The 15,112-nt window shown below is 65.7% G+C and carries 12 protein-coding genes and 8 tRNA genes; 16 read left to right on the forward strand and 4 right to left on the reverse strand.

Translation table 11 applies throughout. From position 1 onward, the window contains the following. Positions 1-153 precede the first annotated feature (153 nt). The 13 genes from ISP14_RS14655 to ISP14_RS14715 all read left to right on the forward strand — a co-directional run bounded on the left by ISP14_RS14655 (position 154) and on the right by ISP14_RS14715 (position 9,837). Positions 154-230: transfer RNA gene (locus tag ISP14_RS14655), tRNA-Pro, on the forward strand. Positions 231-255: 25 nt separating this feature from the next. After that, positions 256-332: transfer RNA gene (locus ISP14_RS14660), tRNA-Arg, on the forward strand. A 21-nt stretch (positions 333-353) separates the two neighbouring features. After that, positions 354-429, forward strand: a tRNA-His gene (locus ISP14_RS14665). Between the two features lie 14 nt (positions 430-443). Further along, a tRNA-Lys gene (locus ISP14_RS14670) sits at positions 444-519 on the forward strand. Between the two features lie 198 nt (positions 520-717). Next, positions 718-803: transfer RNA gene (locus tag ISP14_RS14675), tRNA-Leu, on the forward strand. Positions 804-885: 82 nt separating this feature from the next. After that, positions 886-2,178 (forward strand): trigger factor, encoded by a 1,293-nt coding sequence (tig, locus tag ISP14_RS14680; protein WP_404541215.1) that lies wholly within the window; start codon positions 886-888, stop codon positions 2,176-2,178. An 81-nt stretch (positions 2,179-2,259) separates the two neighbouring features. Beyond that, positions 2,260-2,883 (forward strand): ATP-dependent Clp endopeptidase proteolytic subunit ClpP, encoded by a 624-nt coding sequence (gene clpP, locus ISP14_RS14685; RefSeq protein WP_404541216.1) that lies wholly within the window; start codon positions 2,260-2,262, stop codon positions 2,881-2,883. Positions 2,884-3,001: 118 nt separating this feature from the next. Beyond that, complete coding sequence (gene clpX, locus ISP14_RS14690) at positions 3,002-4,294, forward strand: ATP-dependent Clp protease ATP-binding subunit ClpX (RefSeq protein WP_404541219.1); 1,293 nt, start codon at positions 3,002-3,004, stop codon at positions 4,292-4,294. Between the two features lie 206 nt (positions 4,295-4,500). Then, the gene (gene lon / locus ISP14_RS14695; RefSeq protein WP_404541221.1) at positions 4,501-6,993 is read left to right on the forward strand and encodes an endopeptidase La; all 2,493 of its coding nucleotides are present in this window, start codon (positions 4,501-4,503) and stop codon (positions 6,991-6,993) included. A gap of 341 nt (positions 6,994-7,334) precedes the next feature. Next, complete coding sequence (locus ISP14_RS14700; protein WP_077483600.1) at positions 7,335-7,607, forward strand: HU family DNA-binding protein; 273 nt, start codon at positions 7,335-7,337, stop codon at positions 7,605-7,607. Positions 7,608-7,626: 19 nt separating this feature from the next. Further along, positions 7,627-7,701, forward strand: a tRNA-Val gene (locus ISP14_RS14705). Positions 7,702-7,710: 9 nt separating this feature from the next. Further along, positions 7,711-7,787: transfer RNA gene (locus ISP14_RS14710), tRNA-Asp, on the forward strand. Positions 7,788-7,932: 145 nt separating this feature from the next. After that, positions 7,933-9,837 (forward strand): SurA N-terminal domain-containing protein, encoded by a 1,905-nt coding sequence (locus ISP14_RS14715; protein WP_404541223.1) that lies wholly within the window; start codon positions 7,933-7,935, stop codon positions 9,835-9,837. An 86-nt stretch (positions 9,838-9,923) separates the two neighbouring features. Here the strand turns inward: ISP14_RS14715 and ISP14_RS14720 are convergent, their stop codons facing one another. Further along, positions 9,924-11,162 (reverse strand): LysM peptidoglycan-binding domain-containing protein, encoded by a 1,239-nt coding sequence (locus ISP14_RS14720; RefSeq protein WP_404541225.1) that lies wholly within the window; start codon positions 11,160-11,162, stop codon positions 9,924-9,926. Then, on the reverse strand, positions 11,159-11,926 hold the full coding sequence (gene gloB / locus ISP14_RS14725) for a hydroxyacylglutathione hydrolase (protein ID WP_404541227.1): 768 nt from the start codon (positions 11,924-11,926) through the stop codon (positions 11,159-11,161). The genes ISP14_RS14720 and gloB overlap by 4 nt, the downstream gene beginning before the upstream one ends. 243 nt (positions 11,927-12,169) lie before the next feature. On the opposite strand from gloB, the gene ISP14_RS14730 reads away from it, so the two are divergent. The 3 genes from ISP14_RS14730 to dnaQ are packed head-to-tail and all read left to right on the forward strand — an operon-like array spanning position 12,170 to position 14,047. Next, positions 12,170-12,853, forward strand: a complete 684-nt coding sequence (locus ISP14_RS14730) for a methyltransferase domain-containing protein (protein ID WP_404541228.1) — start codon at positions 12,170-12,172, stop codon at positions 12,851-12,853. Positions 12,854-12,869: 16 nt separating this feature from the next. Next, positions 12,870-13,313: a ribonuclease HI gene (gene rnhA, locus ISP14_RS14735; protein WP_404541304.1), complete on the forward strand. Its 444-nt coding sequence runs from the start codon at positions 12,870-12,872 to the stop codon at positions 13,311-13,313. Further along, a complete protein-coding gene (gene dnaQ / locus ISP14_RS14740; RefSeq protein ID WP_404541230.1) occupies positions 13,310-14,047 on the forward strand; it encodes a DNA polymerase III subunit epsilon in 738 nt (245 codons plus the stop codon). The genes rnhA and dnaQ overlap by 4 nt, the downstream gene beginning before the upstream one ends. Here the strand turns inward: dnaQ and ISP14_RS14745 are convergent. Further along, positions 14,039-14,740 (reverse strand): PP2C family protein-serine/threonine phosphatase, encoded by a 702-nt coding sequence (locus ISP14_RS14745; RefSeq protein ID WP_404541231.1) that lies wholly within the window; start codon positions 14,738-14,740, stop codon positions 14,039-14,041. The genes dnaQ and ISP14_RS14745 overlap by 9 nt on opposite strands. A gap of 233 nt (positions 14,741-14,973) precedes the next feature. Then, positions 14,974-15,063, reverse strand: a tRNA-Ser gene (locus ISP14_RS14750). Positions 15,064-15,112 lie beyond the last annotated feature (49 nt).

Below are 15,112 nucleotides of genomic sequence, written 5' to 3' on the forward strand. Positions count from 1 at the left end.
TCGCAGTTCGCCTTAGTTTCGCGAAACAGGCAGGTTTGCCGGGGTCGCGGAACGGTGGGCAAGGCGCCCAGAGCGGTGTTTGCGGTTTGACGGATGGGATGGTCGCCCGTAGCATTCCAAGGCTCCGTTGATGAAGGTTGTCGCGGGCTCGCTCGGGGTATAGCTCAGTCTGGTAGAGCGTTGCGTTTGGGACGCAAAAGTCGGGGGTTCGAATCCCTCTGCCCCGACCAGTTGCGTGTTCTGCCGTAGGCGCCCGCGCCTGTAGCTCAACCGGATAGAGCATCGGCCTTCTAAGCCGACGGTTGCAGGTTCGAGTCCTGTCGGGCGCACCACTAGCAAACAAAGTGTTTATGGTGGACGTAGCTCAGCTGGTAGAGTCCCGGATTGTGATTCCGGTTGTCGTGGGTTCGAGTCCCATCGTTCACCCCAAAATTTAAGTTTCAGGGCCGTTAGCTCAGTTGGTAGAGCAGTTGACTCTTAATCAATTGGTCCTAGGTTCGAATCCTAGACGGCCCACCAACGCCAAAACGCCGACCTTCAGTGTCGGCGTTTTGTTTTGGGGCGCAGCAAGGTATCCGGCGTGCGCGCGCGCTTGTGCTGCGGCTTGGCACGACCGTACAATGAACCGCTTTAGCGCTGGGTAATCATCGACTTAGGCTGCGACGGGGCAGGTGCGGCGAAAGCACCGTTTCCGCCGCCAAAGCCGGGCGGGGCAAGGCGAAAGTGGCGGAACTGGTAGACGCACCAGATTTAGGTTCTGGCGGGTAACCCCCGTGCGGGTTCGAGTCCCGCCTTTCGCACCACCTTTCGATGATTTTCCGGCGCTGCACAGTTGCCGCCAGGGCGCCCGACGGGCGCCACAACAATCAGGTTCCAGGAGACGACATGCAGGTTTCGGTTGAGAACATCGGCACGCTCGAGCGCAAGCTCACGGTGAAGTTTCCCGCCGAGCGTTACGAAACGCAGGTGAGCGCGCGCATCGCGGAGCTGGGCCGCACGGTACGCCTGAAGGGTTTTCGCCCGGGCAAGGTGCCGGTGGCCGTCATCAAGCAGCGTTTCGGCGAGCAGGTGCGTGGCGAGGTGCTGTCCGACCTGATCGGCAGCACGCTGCGCGAGGCTGTGACGCAGGAGAAGCTGCAGCCGGTCGCCAACCCTGCGATCGACACCACCGGCAAGCCGGAGAACGGCGAGATCGCCTATACCGCCACCTTCGAGGTGATGCCGGAATTCCCCGCGGTGGATGTGTCCTCGCTGGAGATCAAGCGTCCGCAGGCGACGGTGGCCGACGCCGACGTCGAGAAGATGCTGGATACGCTGCGTCAGCAGCGCCGCAGCTTCGAGCTGGTCGAGCGCGCCTCGGTCGAGGGCGATTTCGTGATGTTCGAGTACGCGGCGCAGGCCGGCGACTACCGTTTCCCGGCGGAAGGCCTGGAGCGCGCGGGCAGCGTGCTGGGTTCGGGCAACCTGTTCAAGGCGCTGGACGAGGCGCTGACTGGCCGCAAGGCCGGCGACAGCTACGAGGCCGAGATCGTGTTCCCGGCGGATTTCCGCAATGAGAACCTGGCCGGCAAGAGCGCCAAGGTGGAGTTCAAGATCGTCAAGGTGCAGGAGCCGAAGCTGCCTGAGATCGACGCTGAGTTCGCCAAGCTGTTCGGCATCGCCGATGGCGACCTGGAGCATTTCCGCAATGAAGTGCGCGCAAACCTCGAGCGCGAGCTGAAGGCCGCGCTGATGGGCCGGCTGAAGTCCGAAGTGGCCGAGAAGCTGGCCGATACGCATGCCTCGCTGGACGTGCCGAAGCTGATGGTGCAGTCCGAAGCGCAGGCGATGGCCGCGGGCAGCGTGCCGCGTGGCCAGCAGCCCCCGCCGCAGCTGGTCGAAGCCGCGCTGCCGATGGCGCGCAAGCGCGTGATCGCGGGCCTGCTGATGGGCGAAATCGCCCGCAAGCAAGAGCTGAAGATCGACCGCACGCGGGTGGCAGAGCAGCTTGCCGCGATCGCCTCGACCTACGAGGAGCCGGAAAAGGTCATTGAACTCTACAACGGCGACCCCCAGTTGATGTCAGGGCTGCAGAATCGCGTGATCGAGGACCAGGTGGCCGAGTGGGTGGCAGACCACGCCAACACCACCAACCTGGACCTCAGCTTCGACGAGGTGATGCGCCCCGCGGGCGCCTGATCATCAGGTGCATCCACCGGGTCTGGCGCGTGCCGGGCCCGGTGGCATACTCAAGGCACATAACCAGAGAGCGCAAAGACCATGGAACAGATTCAGAACCTCAACCTGGTGCCGATGGTCGTCGAGCAGACTGCCCGCGGCGAGCGCTCCTACGACATCTACTCGCGCCTGCTGAAGGAGCGGGTGATCTTCCTGGTCGGCGAAGTCAACGACCAGGTGGCGAACCTGCTGGTCGCGCAGATGCTGTTCCTGGAGTCGGAGAATCCGGACAAGGACATCCATCTGTACATCAACAGCCCGGGTGGCGCGGTCACGGCGGGTCTGGCGATCTACGACACCATGCAGTACATCAAGCCCGACGTCAGCACGATGTGCATCGGCCAGGCCTGCAGTGCGGCTTCGTTGCTGCTGATGGCCGGCGCCAAGGGCAAGCGCTACTCGCTGCCGAATTCGCGCGTGATGATCCACCAGCCGTCGGGCGGCGCCCGCGGCCAGGCCACCGACATCGAGATCCAGGCGCAGGAAATCCTGTACTTGCGTCGGCGCCTCAACGACATCTACGTGCAGCACACCGGCCAGCCGCTGGACCGGATCGAGCGCGACATGGAGCGCGACCGCTTCATGAGTGCCGAGGCCGCCCGCGAGTACGGCCTGATCGATGCGGTGCTCGACCGCCGCACCGTCGACACGGTGAAGTCGGCCTGACAACGCAGCTTTTCGGCTTGAGCCACGGGGCTTCGCGTCTGCGGGCAGACGCGGGGCCCTGTGCTATTCTCGGGCCGCAACCTGAACCAGCCACAGTTTCACCAGCAGGATCGAAAGTATGAGCGACGACCGGCAGGGACGTTCCAGCGACGGCGGGAAGATTCTCTACTGCTCTTTCTGCGGCAAGAGCCAGCATGAGGTGCGCAAGCTGATCGCGGGTCCGTCCGTGTTCATCTGCGACGAATGCGTGGAGCTGTGCAACGACATCATCCGCGAGGAGCTGGAGGAGAAGGCCGCCTCCGGCCGTACCCAGCTGCCCAAGCCCAAGGAGATCCGCGAGTCGCTGGATCAATACGTGGTGGGCCAGTCGCGCGCCAAAAAGGCGCTGGCGGTGGCGGTTTACAACCACTACAAGCGCATGGAGTCGCGCCAGAAGGGCGACGACGTCGAGCTGGGCAAGTCCAACATCCTGCTGATCGGCCCGACCGGCTCGGGCAAGACCTTGCTGGCCGAGACCCTGGCGCGCCTGCTCAATGTGCCGTTCACGATTGCCGACGCTACCACGCTGACCGAAGCCGGCTACGTGGGCGAGGACGTCGAAAACATCATCCAGAAGCTGCTGCAGAAGTGCGACTACGACGTCGAGAAGGCGCAGTCGGGCATCGTCTACATCGATGAAATCGACAAGATCTCGCGCAAGAGCGAGAACCCGTCGATCACCCGCGACGTTTCGGGCGAAGGCGTGCAGCAGGCGCTGCTGAAGCTGATCGAGGGCACCCTGGCCTCGGTGCCGCCGCAGGGCGGCCGCAAGCATCCGCAGCAGGAATTCCTGCAGGTGGACACCAAGAACATCCTGTTCATCTGCGGCGGCGCGTTCGCGGGGCTGGAGAAAGTGATCCAGCAGCGCTCCGAGAGCACCGGCATCGGCTTCGGCGCCGAGGTGCGCAGCAAGGAGCGCACCCAGAACCTTGGTAAGGTACTGGCCGACGTGGAGCCGTCGGACCTGGTGAAGTTCGGCCTGATTCCCGAATTCGTCGGCCGCCTGCCGGTGGTCGCCACGCTGGACGAGCTGGACGAGCCTGCGCTGGTGAAGATCCTCACCGAGCCGAAGAATGCCGTCACCAAGCAGTTCAGGAAGCTGTTCGAGATGGAGGACGTGGAACTGGAGTTCCGCCCCGAGGCACTGCAGGCGATCGCCAAGAAGGCGTTGAAGCGCAAGACCGGCGCCCGCGGCCTGCGCACCATCCTCGAACAAGTCCTGCTGGACACCATGTACGAGCTGCCTTCGCTGGAACACGTCAGCAAGGTGGTGGTGGACGACGCGGTGATCGAAGGCCAGGCCGAGCCCTACCTGATCTACCGCGGCAACCTGCAGCAGCGCGCGGCGGGGGAAGGCGGCGACGCCGCCTGACCACCGTATGTTTTCCAACGAACGGCTCCGGCGCTCGCGCCGGAGCCGTTTGCTTTATACGGGAGTGCGGCCATGGATGGCCGCCCGTTTGACTTTCGCGATCACGGATGATCGCTTGAGTAACTCCCGGCCCGCCTCCACTTGACGTGTCATGGTGCCCGGCGCAGTGTCGGGCTTGTCCCACCGGATATCCGCGAGAACCCCCAATGGCCAAGAACGCCCCTACGCCTGCCGTACTCGACGCGCTGCCCGTGCTGCCGCTGCGCGACGTGGTGGTTTACCCGCACATGGTCATCCCGCTGTTCGTGGGTCGCGACAAGTCCATGCGCGCACTGGAGCGTGCGATGGAGAGCGAGCGGCAGATCCTGCTGGTGGCGCAGAAGAGCCCGGACATCGACGATCCTGCCGTGGGCGACCTGCACGAAATCGGCACGCTGGCTGGTGTGCTGCAACTATTGAAACTGCCTGACGGCACCGTGAAGGTGCTGGTCGAGGGGCAGTCGCGCGTATCCATCGAGGACTGCCATGAGGACGGCGGCATGCTGGTGGCGCGCTCGCGCGTGATCGAGCCGGTCTACAGCGCCAAGGAGCGCGAACTGGACGTGGTTTCGCGCACGCTGGTCTCGCTGTTCGAACAGTTGGTGAAGCAGAGCCGCAAGCTGCCGCCGGAAGTGCTGGCCAGCCTGTCCGGCATCGAGGATCCCTCGCGTGTGGCCGATTCCATCGCCGCACATCTGTCGGTGCGCATGGCCGACAAGCAGAAGGTGCTGGAAACCGCCGACGTCGGCGAGCGGCTGGAACTGCTGATCGGTCTCGTCGACGGCGAGATGGACCTGCAGCAGGTGGAAAAGCGCATCCGCGGCCGTGTGAAGTCGCAGATGGAGAAGAGCCAGCGCGAGTACTACCTCAACGAGCAGATGAAGGCGATCCAGAAGGAGCTGGGCGAGGGCGAGGACGGCCCGAACGAGATCGAGGAACTGCAGAAGAAGATCGAGTCCGCCGGCATGCCCAAGGCGGTGCTGGCCAAGGCGCGCCAGGAATTCGGCAAGCTGCGCCAGATGTCGCCGATGTCGGCCGAGGCCACGGTAGTGCGCAACTACCTCGACTGGCTGGTCGGCGTGCCGTGGAAGAAGCGCAGCAAGGTGCGCAAGGACCTGGCGCTGGCGCAGCAGGTGCTGGACGCCGACCACTTCGGTCTGGAGAAGGTCAAGGACCGCATCCTCGAATACCTTGCCGTGCAGCACCGCGTGTCGGTGATGAAGGGGCCGATCCTGTGCCTGGTCGGTCCGCCCGGCGTGGGCAAGACCTCGCTCGGCCAGTCGATCGCCAAGGCCACCAATCGGAAGTTCGTGCGCATGTCGCTGGGCGGTGTGCGCGACGAGGCGGAAATCCGCGGTCATCGCCGTACCTACATCGGCTCGATGCCAGGCCGCATCGTGCAGAACCTCAATAAGTCAGGCAGCAAGAACCCGCTGTTCGTGCTGGACGAGATCGACAAGATGTCGATGGACTTCCGCGGCGATCCGTCCTCGGCACTGCTCGAGGTGCTCGATCCCGAGCAGAACCACGCGTTCAACGACCACTACCTGGAAGTCGATCTCGACCTCTCTGAGGTGATGTGGATCGCCACCGCGAACTCGCTGAACATTCCCGGCCCGTTGCTCGACCGCATGGAAGTGATCCGCATCCCCGGTTACACCGAGGACGAGAAGCTGGCCATCGCGCAGAAATACCTGCTGCCCAAGCAGCTCAAAGCCAACGGGCTGAAGCCCGAGGAGCTGGGCGTGGCCGAGGAGGCCGTGCGCGACATCGTGCGCTACTACACACGCGAGTCCGGCGTGCGCAGCCTCGAGCGCGAGATCTCCAAGATCTGCCGCAAGGTGGTGAAGGAGCTCACGCTGGGCGAGGTGCGCAAAGCCAAGGGCAAGGCCAAGCCGGCGGCGGCGAAGGCTGCGAAGGGCAAGGCGAAGGCCGCGACGGTCGTGCTGGTGGATTCGGCCAATCTCGATCATTACCTGGGCGTGCGCCGCTTCGATTTCGGCCGCAAGGAGCTGCAGAACGAAGTCGGCCTGGTCACCGGCCTGGCCTGGACCCAGGTGGGCGGCGAACTGCTCAGCATCGAAGCCTCGGTGGTGCCCGGCAAGGGCCGGCTGGTGCATACCGGCCAGCTGGGCGACGTGATGAAGGAATCGATCCAGGCCGCGTTGTCGGTGGTGCGCGCGCGCGTCGACCGGCTGGGCATCGATCCCGAGTTCCACCAGAAGTTCGACATCCACGTGCACGTGCCCGAGGGAGCCACGCCGAAGGATGGCCCCAGTGCCGGCATTGGCATGTGCACCGCGCTGGTATCCGCGCTCACCAAGGTGCCGGTGCGTTCGGAAGTGGCTATGACCGGCGAGATCACCTTGCGCGGCCGCGTACTGCCCATCGGCGGCCTCAAGGAGAAGTTGCTGGCGGCGCACCGCGGCGGCATCACCACGGTGATCATCCCCGAGGACAACAAGAAGGACCTGGCCGACATGCCGGCCAACATCACCGCCTCGCTGGAGATCCATCCGGTGCGCTGGATCGACGAGGTGCTGGACATCGCGCTGGAACGACCCTTGCAGCCGAACGAGCCGCGAGCGGAATCGTCGCATGCGGCGCGCGACGAAGCGGCGGACGCCGACGAGGCGGAGTCGCACGTGCGGCCCCACTGAGGCCGGTTGCAGGCAAGGCGCCGCCGGGCCCGGACGCGGTCCGCGGCGTCTTGCGTTATCGTGCGTTTCGGGAAGTTCTCACGCCTCGCGGGCGTTTTGTGATGCAGTTGCCGACAAAGTCGCCGCGACCGCTGCATGCCCCCTGAAAACCTTGCTGCAGCTTGTATTGCGGTGTTCGGCGAGGCGCTGGTATAAAGGCGAGACCGCAATCCCGGCGCCTGCTGCACGTGCCCGTGATGCGGGGTTGCGTTACGGCGCCAAGCAGGTACCAACCATCCACTGCAGCTGCGTGCGTCCATGCCACGGACGTGCCTGCCGCGAAACGTACTAGGGAGCTTTCAATGAATAAAACCGATCTGATCAATGCCATCGCCGACAAGGCCGAACTGACCAAGGCCGATGCCGGCCGCGCGCTCGAAGCCTTCTTCGAAGTCGTGCAGAAGTCGCTGAAGAAGGGTGAGGACGTGTCGGTGGTCGGTTTCGGTACCTTCACCGTGCGCAAGCGCGCCGCCCGTACCGGTCGCAACCCGCGCACCAACGAGACGATCAAGATCAAGGCTTCGAAGGTTCCCGCCTTCAAGGCTGGCAAGACGCTCAAGGACGCCCTAAACTGAGCGGCTTACGCTCGGTTTCGGGTGCTTAGCTCAGCGGTAGAGCACCGCCCTTACAAGGCGATGGTCGTAGGTTCGATCCCTACAGCACCCACCAGAAAACTGTGGAGCGGTAGTTCAGTCGGTTAGAATGCTGGCCTGTCACGCCGGAGGTCGCGGGTTCGAGTCCCGTCCGCTCCGCCACGGTTCGCAAGGGCGCCCCAGTGGCGCCCTTGTCGTTTGGACGGCGTTTCCGGGGAATCCGCCGTGACTCGCGCCACGCCGGCGTCCGAATGGTTCATGCAACGTGCGCCGAGGGCGCCGATCAACACTGGCAGGAAGGTAGGCAATGCTGCAGGCAATGCGTAACAAGATGCATGGATGGCCGTCCATCATCCTCCTTGGCGTGTGCGTCTTCGCTGTCGCGTTTTTCGGCATCGAGGGCTACATCATGTCCCGCGCCGACACGTACGTGGCGAAGGTGGGCAAGCACGAGATCAGCCAGCAGGACTTCCAGGGCCGCATGAATGAGCTGCGCCAGCAGCTGAGCGCCGAGCAAGGCGACAGCTTCGATCCGGACGCGTTCGAAAAGCCGGATATGAAGCTGAAGGTGCTGGACGGCATGATCGACCAGCAACTGCTGCTGAAGGCGAACGAGGACTGGGGCGTTCGCGTGCCCGACCAGGCCATACGCGATTACATCGCTGCGATCCCGGCGTTCCAGGTCAATGGCCAGTTCGACGCCAACACCTACCGCACGTTGCTGGCCGAGCAGCGCAAGACGCCTGACATGTTCCAGGACGATATCCGCGCCTCGCTGGCCACCCAGGCGCTGCCGAACGCGATCAACGCCAGCACCATCGTCACCGACGCCGAGATCGACCACTTCCTCGACCTGCGCATGCAGCGCCGCGACATCAGCTACGCCGTGCTGCCCAAGCCGCAGCCGGCCGACGGCAAGGTCACCGACGCGCAGATCGAGGCGTATTACAAGGCACACCTCGCCGACTACATGGACCCCGAGCAGGTGTCCTTGCAATACATCGAAGTGAACGGCGCCCAGCTCAAGCCGGATGCGGCGCCGAGCGACGCCGACCTGATGAAGCGCTATGACAGTGAGAAGCAGCGCTTCGTACAGCCCGAGCAGCGGCAGGTGTCGCACATCCTCGTCAACGTGCCGGCCAATGCCACGCCCGACCAGCAGAAGGCCGCGCTGGCCAAGGCCGACAAGATCGCCGCCGAAGCCACGCCGGAGAATTTCGCCAAGCTGGCCGCGCAGGATTCGGACGACCTCGGCTCGAAGCGCCAGGGCGGCGACCTGGGCTTGCTGCAGAAGGGCGTGACCAACGCCGCCTTCGACGCCGCGATGTCCGCGCTGAAGAAGGGCGAGATCTCCAAGCCGGTGCTGACGCCGGACGGCTACGACATCCTCTGGCTGCGCGACATCCGTAGCGGCGAGGCCAAGTCGTTCGCCGAAGTGCGTGACCAGCTGCTGGCCGAAGCCACGACCGGCGACAAGGACCGCAAGTACAACGAAGTGGCCGGCAAGCTGTCGGACACCACCTACCAGAATCCGTCCTCGCTGGAACCGGCCGCGCAGGCGTTGGGCCTGCCGATCAAGACCACGCCGCTGTTCTCGCGCAATGGCGGCCAGGGCATTGCCGCCAACCCCAAGGTCGTCAAGGCGGCGTTCGGCAATGACGTGCTGGCGCAGGGTAACAACTCCAACCTTGTCGAACTCGGCAACGACGATGCGGTGGTGATCCGTGTGGCGAAGCACGTGCCTGCCGCGGCGAAGCCGCTGGCCCAGGTGCACGATGAGATCGGCAAGACCATCCTGGACCAGCGCATCGCCGACGCTGCGAAGCAGCAGGCCGACAGCTTGCTGGCGCGCCTGCGCAAGGGCGAGGCGATGGCGGCCGTGGCGGCTTCCGCCAATGCCAGCGTCAAGAACGTCGCCGGCGTGGTACGCGTGCAGCCGGACCTGCCGGCGACCCTGCGCGACCAGGCCTTCCTGCTGCCGCACCCGGCCGACGGCAAGCCGCAGTACGCCGCAGTGGACATGCACGACGGCAGCTACGCACTGCTTGCCGTGGACAAGGTGCAGGGCGCCGATCTGTCCAAGGTCCCGCCCGGGCAGCGCGACACGCTGCGCCAGCAGATGACCCAGGCCTACGGTGCCGTGGCGACCGAGGAGCTGATCAAGTCGCTGCGCAGCAGCACCGAGATCAAGATCGCCAAGGACCGCATGTAGATCGCTCCGGCGAATGCGGATCAAACGAAGAAGGCGGCCCACGGGCCGCCTTCTTCGTTTCATCGCTGCATGGGGGTGTGCCCGTATTAGTGCGATGCGCTGACCTTGAGCACCTGGCCGGGCGTGATGTGCTGCCCCTGCAGGTGGTTCCAGCGTTGCAGGTCCCTCACGTTCACCGAATAGCGATGGGCTACTTGCCACAGGCTTTCGCCGGATTTGACGCGATGCGTCCGCGCGTGTTCCGCGGCAGCTCGCGTCGATTTCGCTCCGGCGGATGCCGCTGCCGAATCGGCGCCCGCAGCGCCGATACCTGCCACGAGGGCGGCATCGGCGCTGGCGCTGGCCGCCTGATTCAGCAGCGCGTCGCGGAACTGTTGTGCGTGGCTCACCGGCATCATCAGGTAGGAAGCGACGCTGGTATCGGCGATGTCATTGCGGAAGGCAGCGTTGAGGCTCTTCAGCGTGTCTACCGGCATGCCGGCGCGATCGGCGGCGCGCGCCAGCGGCATCGAGTGCGGCAGCGGCACCTTGACCAGATGCTGGCTGGGTGCCAGCGCGGGCAGGCTGACATGGAAGCGGTCGGGTTCGCGCACCACGCACGCCATGCCCAGCAGCTTGGTGAGGTGCTCGCGGGTGATGTTGTGCACCGGCCAGTGCGGGATCACCGGCGTCTCCGGTGGCAGGCCATGCTGCTGGACCAGCTGGCGGGCCTTGTATTCGCCGGCGTTGTACGCGTAGTCGACGATGCGCCAGTCGTGGAATTGCTCGTGATAGCCGCTCAGCAGTTTCATCACCGCGTCGGCGGTGGCCTGCACATCGAGACGGCCGTCGTAGCGGCGATCCACGTGCAGACCCATCGCAGCTGCCGTGGCCGGCATGATCTGCCACATGCCGGCAGGGCGGCCGCGCCGGCCGGGGACCGGGCGGAAGCCGCTCTCGATCCAGGGCAGCAGCACGAACTCGCCGGCCACGTTGTGCTCGGCTGCTACCTGCTGCACGTAGGTCAGCTTGGGCAGCGCCGCTTGCGCCTCTTCCTCGAAGCGCTGCGGGTTGCTGGTATAGCGTCGCGCCCAGGACAGCACCGCGGGATCGGCATCGCAGTCGGCCATGGCGAAACTGCCGCGCAACCGGTCCCAGACGTTGCCATTGTCCTGTGCCGGCTCGGCCGCGGCGGCAGGTGGCGCCGTTTCGACCGGAGCGGCGCTTGCCGGCGGGGCAGGCAGCGGCGCCGGTTCGCGGTGCGGCGGCGGCGTGGTGGCGCAGGCGGTGAGCAGGGCCGAGAGCATTAACGGCAGCAGCCGTTTCGGGTAGCGGTGGCTGCTCATGCGCGGAAATCGTCCTTGGCTGCCCGCACGGCGGCGAAGCGGGCGGTACGATCCCCGGGATGGCCGGGCTGTCGGTGGCACCAGTCGATCACCGCCGACGCATCGGTGCGCAGGAAAGGATTGGTCGCCAGTTCGCTGGCCATGGCGACCGGCAGGCTGGGGCGCTGCTGGGCGCGCAGCGCAGCCACTTCCCGCAGGCGTGCCGCCAGGTCGGGATTGTCCGGTTCGATCTCGCGGGCGAAGCGGCCGTTGGCGGCGGTGTATTCGTGTCCGCAGCAAAGCAGGGTATTGGCTGGCAGCGACGCGAGGCGATCCAGCGAAGCCAGCATCTGCGCAGGCGTGCCCTCGAACAGGCGCCCACAGCCCAGGCTGAACAAGGTGTCGCCGGCCAGCAGCACGCCCTCGCCGAAGTAGGCCACGTGACTCAGCGTATGGCCCGGCACGGCGATCACCTCGAAGCTGGCCTGTGGCTGGGGCAGGGTGATGCGTTCGCCGTCGCGTACGCGCACGGTGGCCGATTCGATCCGTGCATCTTCGGGCGCGTACACCGGCACGCCGTGCCGCTGGCGCAGCGCCGCAGCGCCGCCAATGTGGTCGTGGTGGTGGTGGGTCAGCAGGATCGCCCGCAGCTGCAGATTGCGCGCAGCCAGCGCCTGCTCCACCGGGGTGTCGTCGCCGGGATCGACGGCGATGGCCTGGCCGGCGTCGTCGTGCAGCAACCAGATGTAGTTGTCGGCCAGTGCCGGTAGCGCTACGAGATGCATGCATGCTCCGCTGCGTTGGTTCACTAACGTGCAGACGCAGCCATCCGGGCATGCGCGAACGGTCGACTATAAACAGCCTCCCGCGGCGACTCGTTAGCATCTCGTTAATGCGCGCGGCGGCGGTTCAGCGATGTGAGGCGCGTCGGCAAAGGTCTGCGACGCGGTTGGCGCCATCAAACGCTACACTGCGGGCTGGATTTCGATGATGACCGGAACCCCGTATTCCCGGGCCGGGTCGAGTGCATGCCGCTTCAACGCGATCAGGACATTCACGCCAGCGCCCCCCTGCGGCAACTGCGCAGCGGGCAGTGGCGCAGCATGGCATCGCTGCTGCAGGGCGAGACGGGGCGACGTGCCCTGCGCATCGGCGTGGCCGACGATGACGCGGTGCCGCCGCTGCCCGACGTGGCGTGGACGCGGTTGTGGCTGGCGCAGGACAACTATCGGGGCGACCTGCGTGGCCGTGCCGACGAGCCCCTGCCTTTCATCGACGAGGCTTTCGATCTGGTCTGGCTGCAGCATGCGCTGGAGCCGGCGCCGCAAATCGCCGGCATGCTCGGCGAGGCCTGTCGTGTACTGGCGGCCGGCGGCGTGCTCGCGGTGACTGCGGTACACCCGCTGGGTGGATGGGCTCCCTGGTTCTTCTGGCGTGCGCGTGGACAGCGGCAATCGCTGCAGTGGCCGTGGCGTTTACGCCAACAGCTGCGACGGGAAGGGCTGGAAATCGAAAGCCTGCGCCGGTTGGGCGCCCCCTGGCCGGGCGACGCGCGGCCGGCGGGCGGCGACAGCCGCTGGGGCGGCGGCTACCTGCTGCTGGCGCGCAAACAGCGGCGCATGCCCATTCCTATCAAATTGCGCCCCTTGCCGGCGCGCGCGCCGGTGAACGCGCACTTGTCGCCTGGCACGCGGCGGCACTCTGTCTCCTAAGGAATCATGCGTGACGATTGAAGAAGTGGAAGCATTCACCGATGGTGCCTGCCTTGGCAACCCGGGGCCTGGCGGCTGGGCGGCGCTGCTGCGCGCCAAGGGCCGCGAACGCCTGCTGGCCGGTGGCGAGGCCGACACCACCAATAACCGCATGGAGCTGATGGCGGCGATCGGCGCGCTGGAGGCGCTGACCCGGCCTTGCGCCGTGGTGCTCACCACCGACTCGCGCTACGTGATGCAAGGCATTGAGCAGTGGCTGCCGAAGTGGCGCGCCAACGGCTGGCGCACCGCCGACAAGAAGCCGGTGAAGAACCAGGATTTGTGGGAGCGCCTTTCCGCGGCAAGCGGTAACCATCGCGTGCGTTGGAAGTGGGTGAAAGGCCACAACGGTCATGCAGAGAATGAGCGTGTAGACCAGGCCGCGCGTGAACAGGCCGAGCAGCGCAGGGGCAACGCATGAGGCAGGTGGTGCTGGATACGGAAACCACCGGCCTGGAAGTGCGCCAGGGTCACCGGTTGGTGGAAATCGCCTGCGTGGAAATGGTGGGTCGGCGCCTCACCGGCCGCTACTGGCAGACCTATCTCAACCCCGAGCGGGCGATGGATGAGGGTGCCAGCCAGGTCACCGGCATCCGCGACGAGCATCTTGTCGACAAGCCGCTGTTCGCCGAGAAGGTGGGAGAGTTCCTCGACTTCGTCGATGGCGCCGAACTGGTCATCCACAACGCCAGCTTCGACGTGGGCTTCATCGATGCCGAGCTGGCGCGGCTCGGCGGTTCGTATGGCCGCATCGGCGACCGCTGCAGCGTGCTCGACACACTGGCGATGGCGCGCGAGCGCTATCCCGGCCAGCGCAACAGCCTGGACGCGTTGTGCAAACGCCTCGGCGTGGACAATTCGCGGCGCGACCTGCACGGCGGCCTGATCGACGCCCAGCTGCTGGCCGACGTCTATCTCGCGATGACCTCGGGTCAGGTCGCGTTGGATCTGGCCTTCGAGCAACCGCAGGAGTCGGCGGCGATGGCGGCGACGCCGCTGGTGTTGCGCGGACGGCCCCGCGTGTTGCGCGCCTCCGCCGAGGAGGCCGTCGCGCACGAACAGCGCCTCGATGCGTTGGACAAGAGCGCCGGCGGCGTCAGCGTCTGGCGCAAGCTGGAGACGGAGGAGGCTGCGGTGGAGACGGGCTCAGCTTGAGCGCACCAGGATCGCGGTGATGTTGTCCTTGCCGCCGTGGTCCAACGCGTTCAGCAGCAGCTGATCCACGCACTCCTGCGCAGCCAGGTCGGTGCGCGCCACCGTGCGGGCGATCGAGGTCGCATCGAGATCCTCGGTCAATCCGTCGCTGCACAGCAGGAAGCCCATACCCGGCGTGACGCGGCCGTGCGCCATGCCGATGTGCAGTTGCGAGGGGGCGGTCACACCCAGCGCCTGGGTCAGCACGTTGCGCTGCGGATGCCGCGCGGTGTGCGCCGGGTCCAGTTGCCCCGCCTCGACCAGTGCCTGCACCAGCGAATGATCGTGGCTGATCTGGCGCAGTTCGCGCCCGGCCGTGTAGATGCGACTGTCGCCTACCCAGGCTGCTTCATAGCCGTCTTCGTTCAGGCGCAGTGCCGCGATCGTGCTGCCCATCGGCATCACGTCGGTGCCGTCGTGCATCTGCGCCAGCAAATGTTCGTCGGCACAGCGGATGGCCTCGGCCAGGCCATGCCCGCGGCTCACCAGCTCGACCACCGTGTCGCGCACCAGCGCTGAAGCTACCTCGCCATGCAGATGGCCGCCCATGCCGTCGGCCACCAGGAACAGGCCCAGTGCCGCGTCGGCGTAATAAGTGTCTTCGTTGCGCGTGCGGCGCAGGCCGACGTGGGTGCCGTGTCCGAATTCGATCATGGGGGAAGCATGGCGGATGTTGGAGGAGGGTGCAAAAGCGGTGCCGCTGAGCAGTCGTGCGGGTGGAATTGTTCGGTTCATTCATGAGCCGAACCCCTCCGCGCTTGCGCGCTACGGGGTCAGCGTTCGGCTGTCCAAATTGGTTCCAGACAAATTTGTTGAACCAGTGAGCTCGTCTACATCACCCTCTCCGCCAGACACAAAAACGCCCCACGAGGGGGCGTTTTTGTGTCTGGCGGAGAGGGTGGGATTCGAACCCACGGTACGCTTACACGTACGCCTGATTTCGAGTCAGGTACATTCGACCACTCTGCCACCTCTCCAAAGGGGTCGCGTGGTCTACGCGAGCCGGCAATCTTACGCGGTCAAGCC

This window comes from Dyella agri (genome assembly GCF_044904705.1).
In the GTDB taxonomy this organism is placed as follows: Bacteria; Pseudomonadota; Gammaproteobacteria; order Xanthomonadales; family Rhodanobacteraceae; genus Rhodanobacter_A; species Rhodanobacter_A agri.

What these genes read in the sequence shown, in the direction of transcription:
- dnaQ (WP_404541230.1), top strand. Translation starts at nt 13,310, where the DNA reads ATGAGGCAGGTGGTGCTGGATACGGAAACCACCGGCCTGGAAGTGCGC.
- ISP14_RS14720 (WP_404541225.1), bottom strand. Translation starts at nt 11,162, where the DNA reads ATGAGCAGCCACCGCTACCCGAAACGGCTGCTGCCGTTAATGCTCTCG.
- lon (WP_404541221.1), top strand. Translation starts at nt 4,501, where the DNA reads ATGGCCAAGAACGCCCCTACGCCTGCCGTACTCGACGCGCTGCCCGTG.
- gloB (WP_404541227.1), bottom strand. Translation starts at nt 11,926, where the DNA reads ATGCATCTCGTAGCGCTACCGGCACTGGCCGACAACTACATCTGGTTG.
- ISP14_RS14730 (WP_404541228.1), top strand. Translation starts at nt 12,170, where the DNA reads ATGCCGCTTCAACGCGATCAGGACATTCACGCCAGCGCCCCCCTGCGG.
- ISP14_RS14715 (WP_404541223.1), top strand. Translation starts at nt 7,933, where the DNA reads ATGCTGCAGGCAATGCGTAACAAGATGCATGGATGGCCGTCCATCATC.
- clpX (WP_404541219.1), top strand. Translation starts at nt 3,002, where the DNA reads ATGAGCGACGACCGGCAGGGACGTTCCAGCGACGGCGGGAAGATTCTC.
- tig (WP_404541215.1), top strand. Translation starts at nt 886, where the DNA reads ATGCAGGTTTCGGTTGAGAACATCGGCACGCTCGAGCGCAAGCTCACG.
- ISP14_RS14745 (WP_404541231.1), bottom strand. Translation starts at nt 14,740, where the DNA reads ATGATCGAATTCGGACACGGCACCCACGTCGGCCTGCGCCGCACGCGC.
- ISP14_RS14700 (WP_077483600.1), top strand. Translation starts at nt 7,335, where the DNA reads ATGAATAAAACCGATCTGATCAATGCCATCGCCGACAAGGCCGAACTG.
- clpP (WP_404541216.1), top strand. Translation starts at nt 2,260, where the DNA reads ATGGAACAGATTCAGAACCTCAACCTGGTGCCGATGGTCGTCGAGCAG.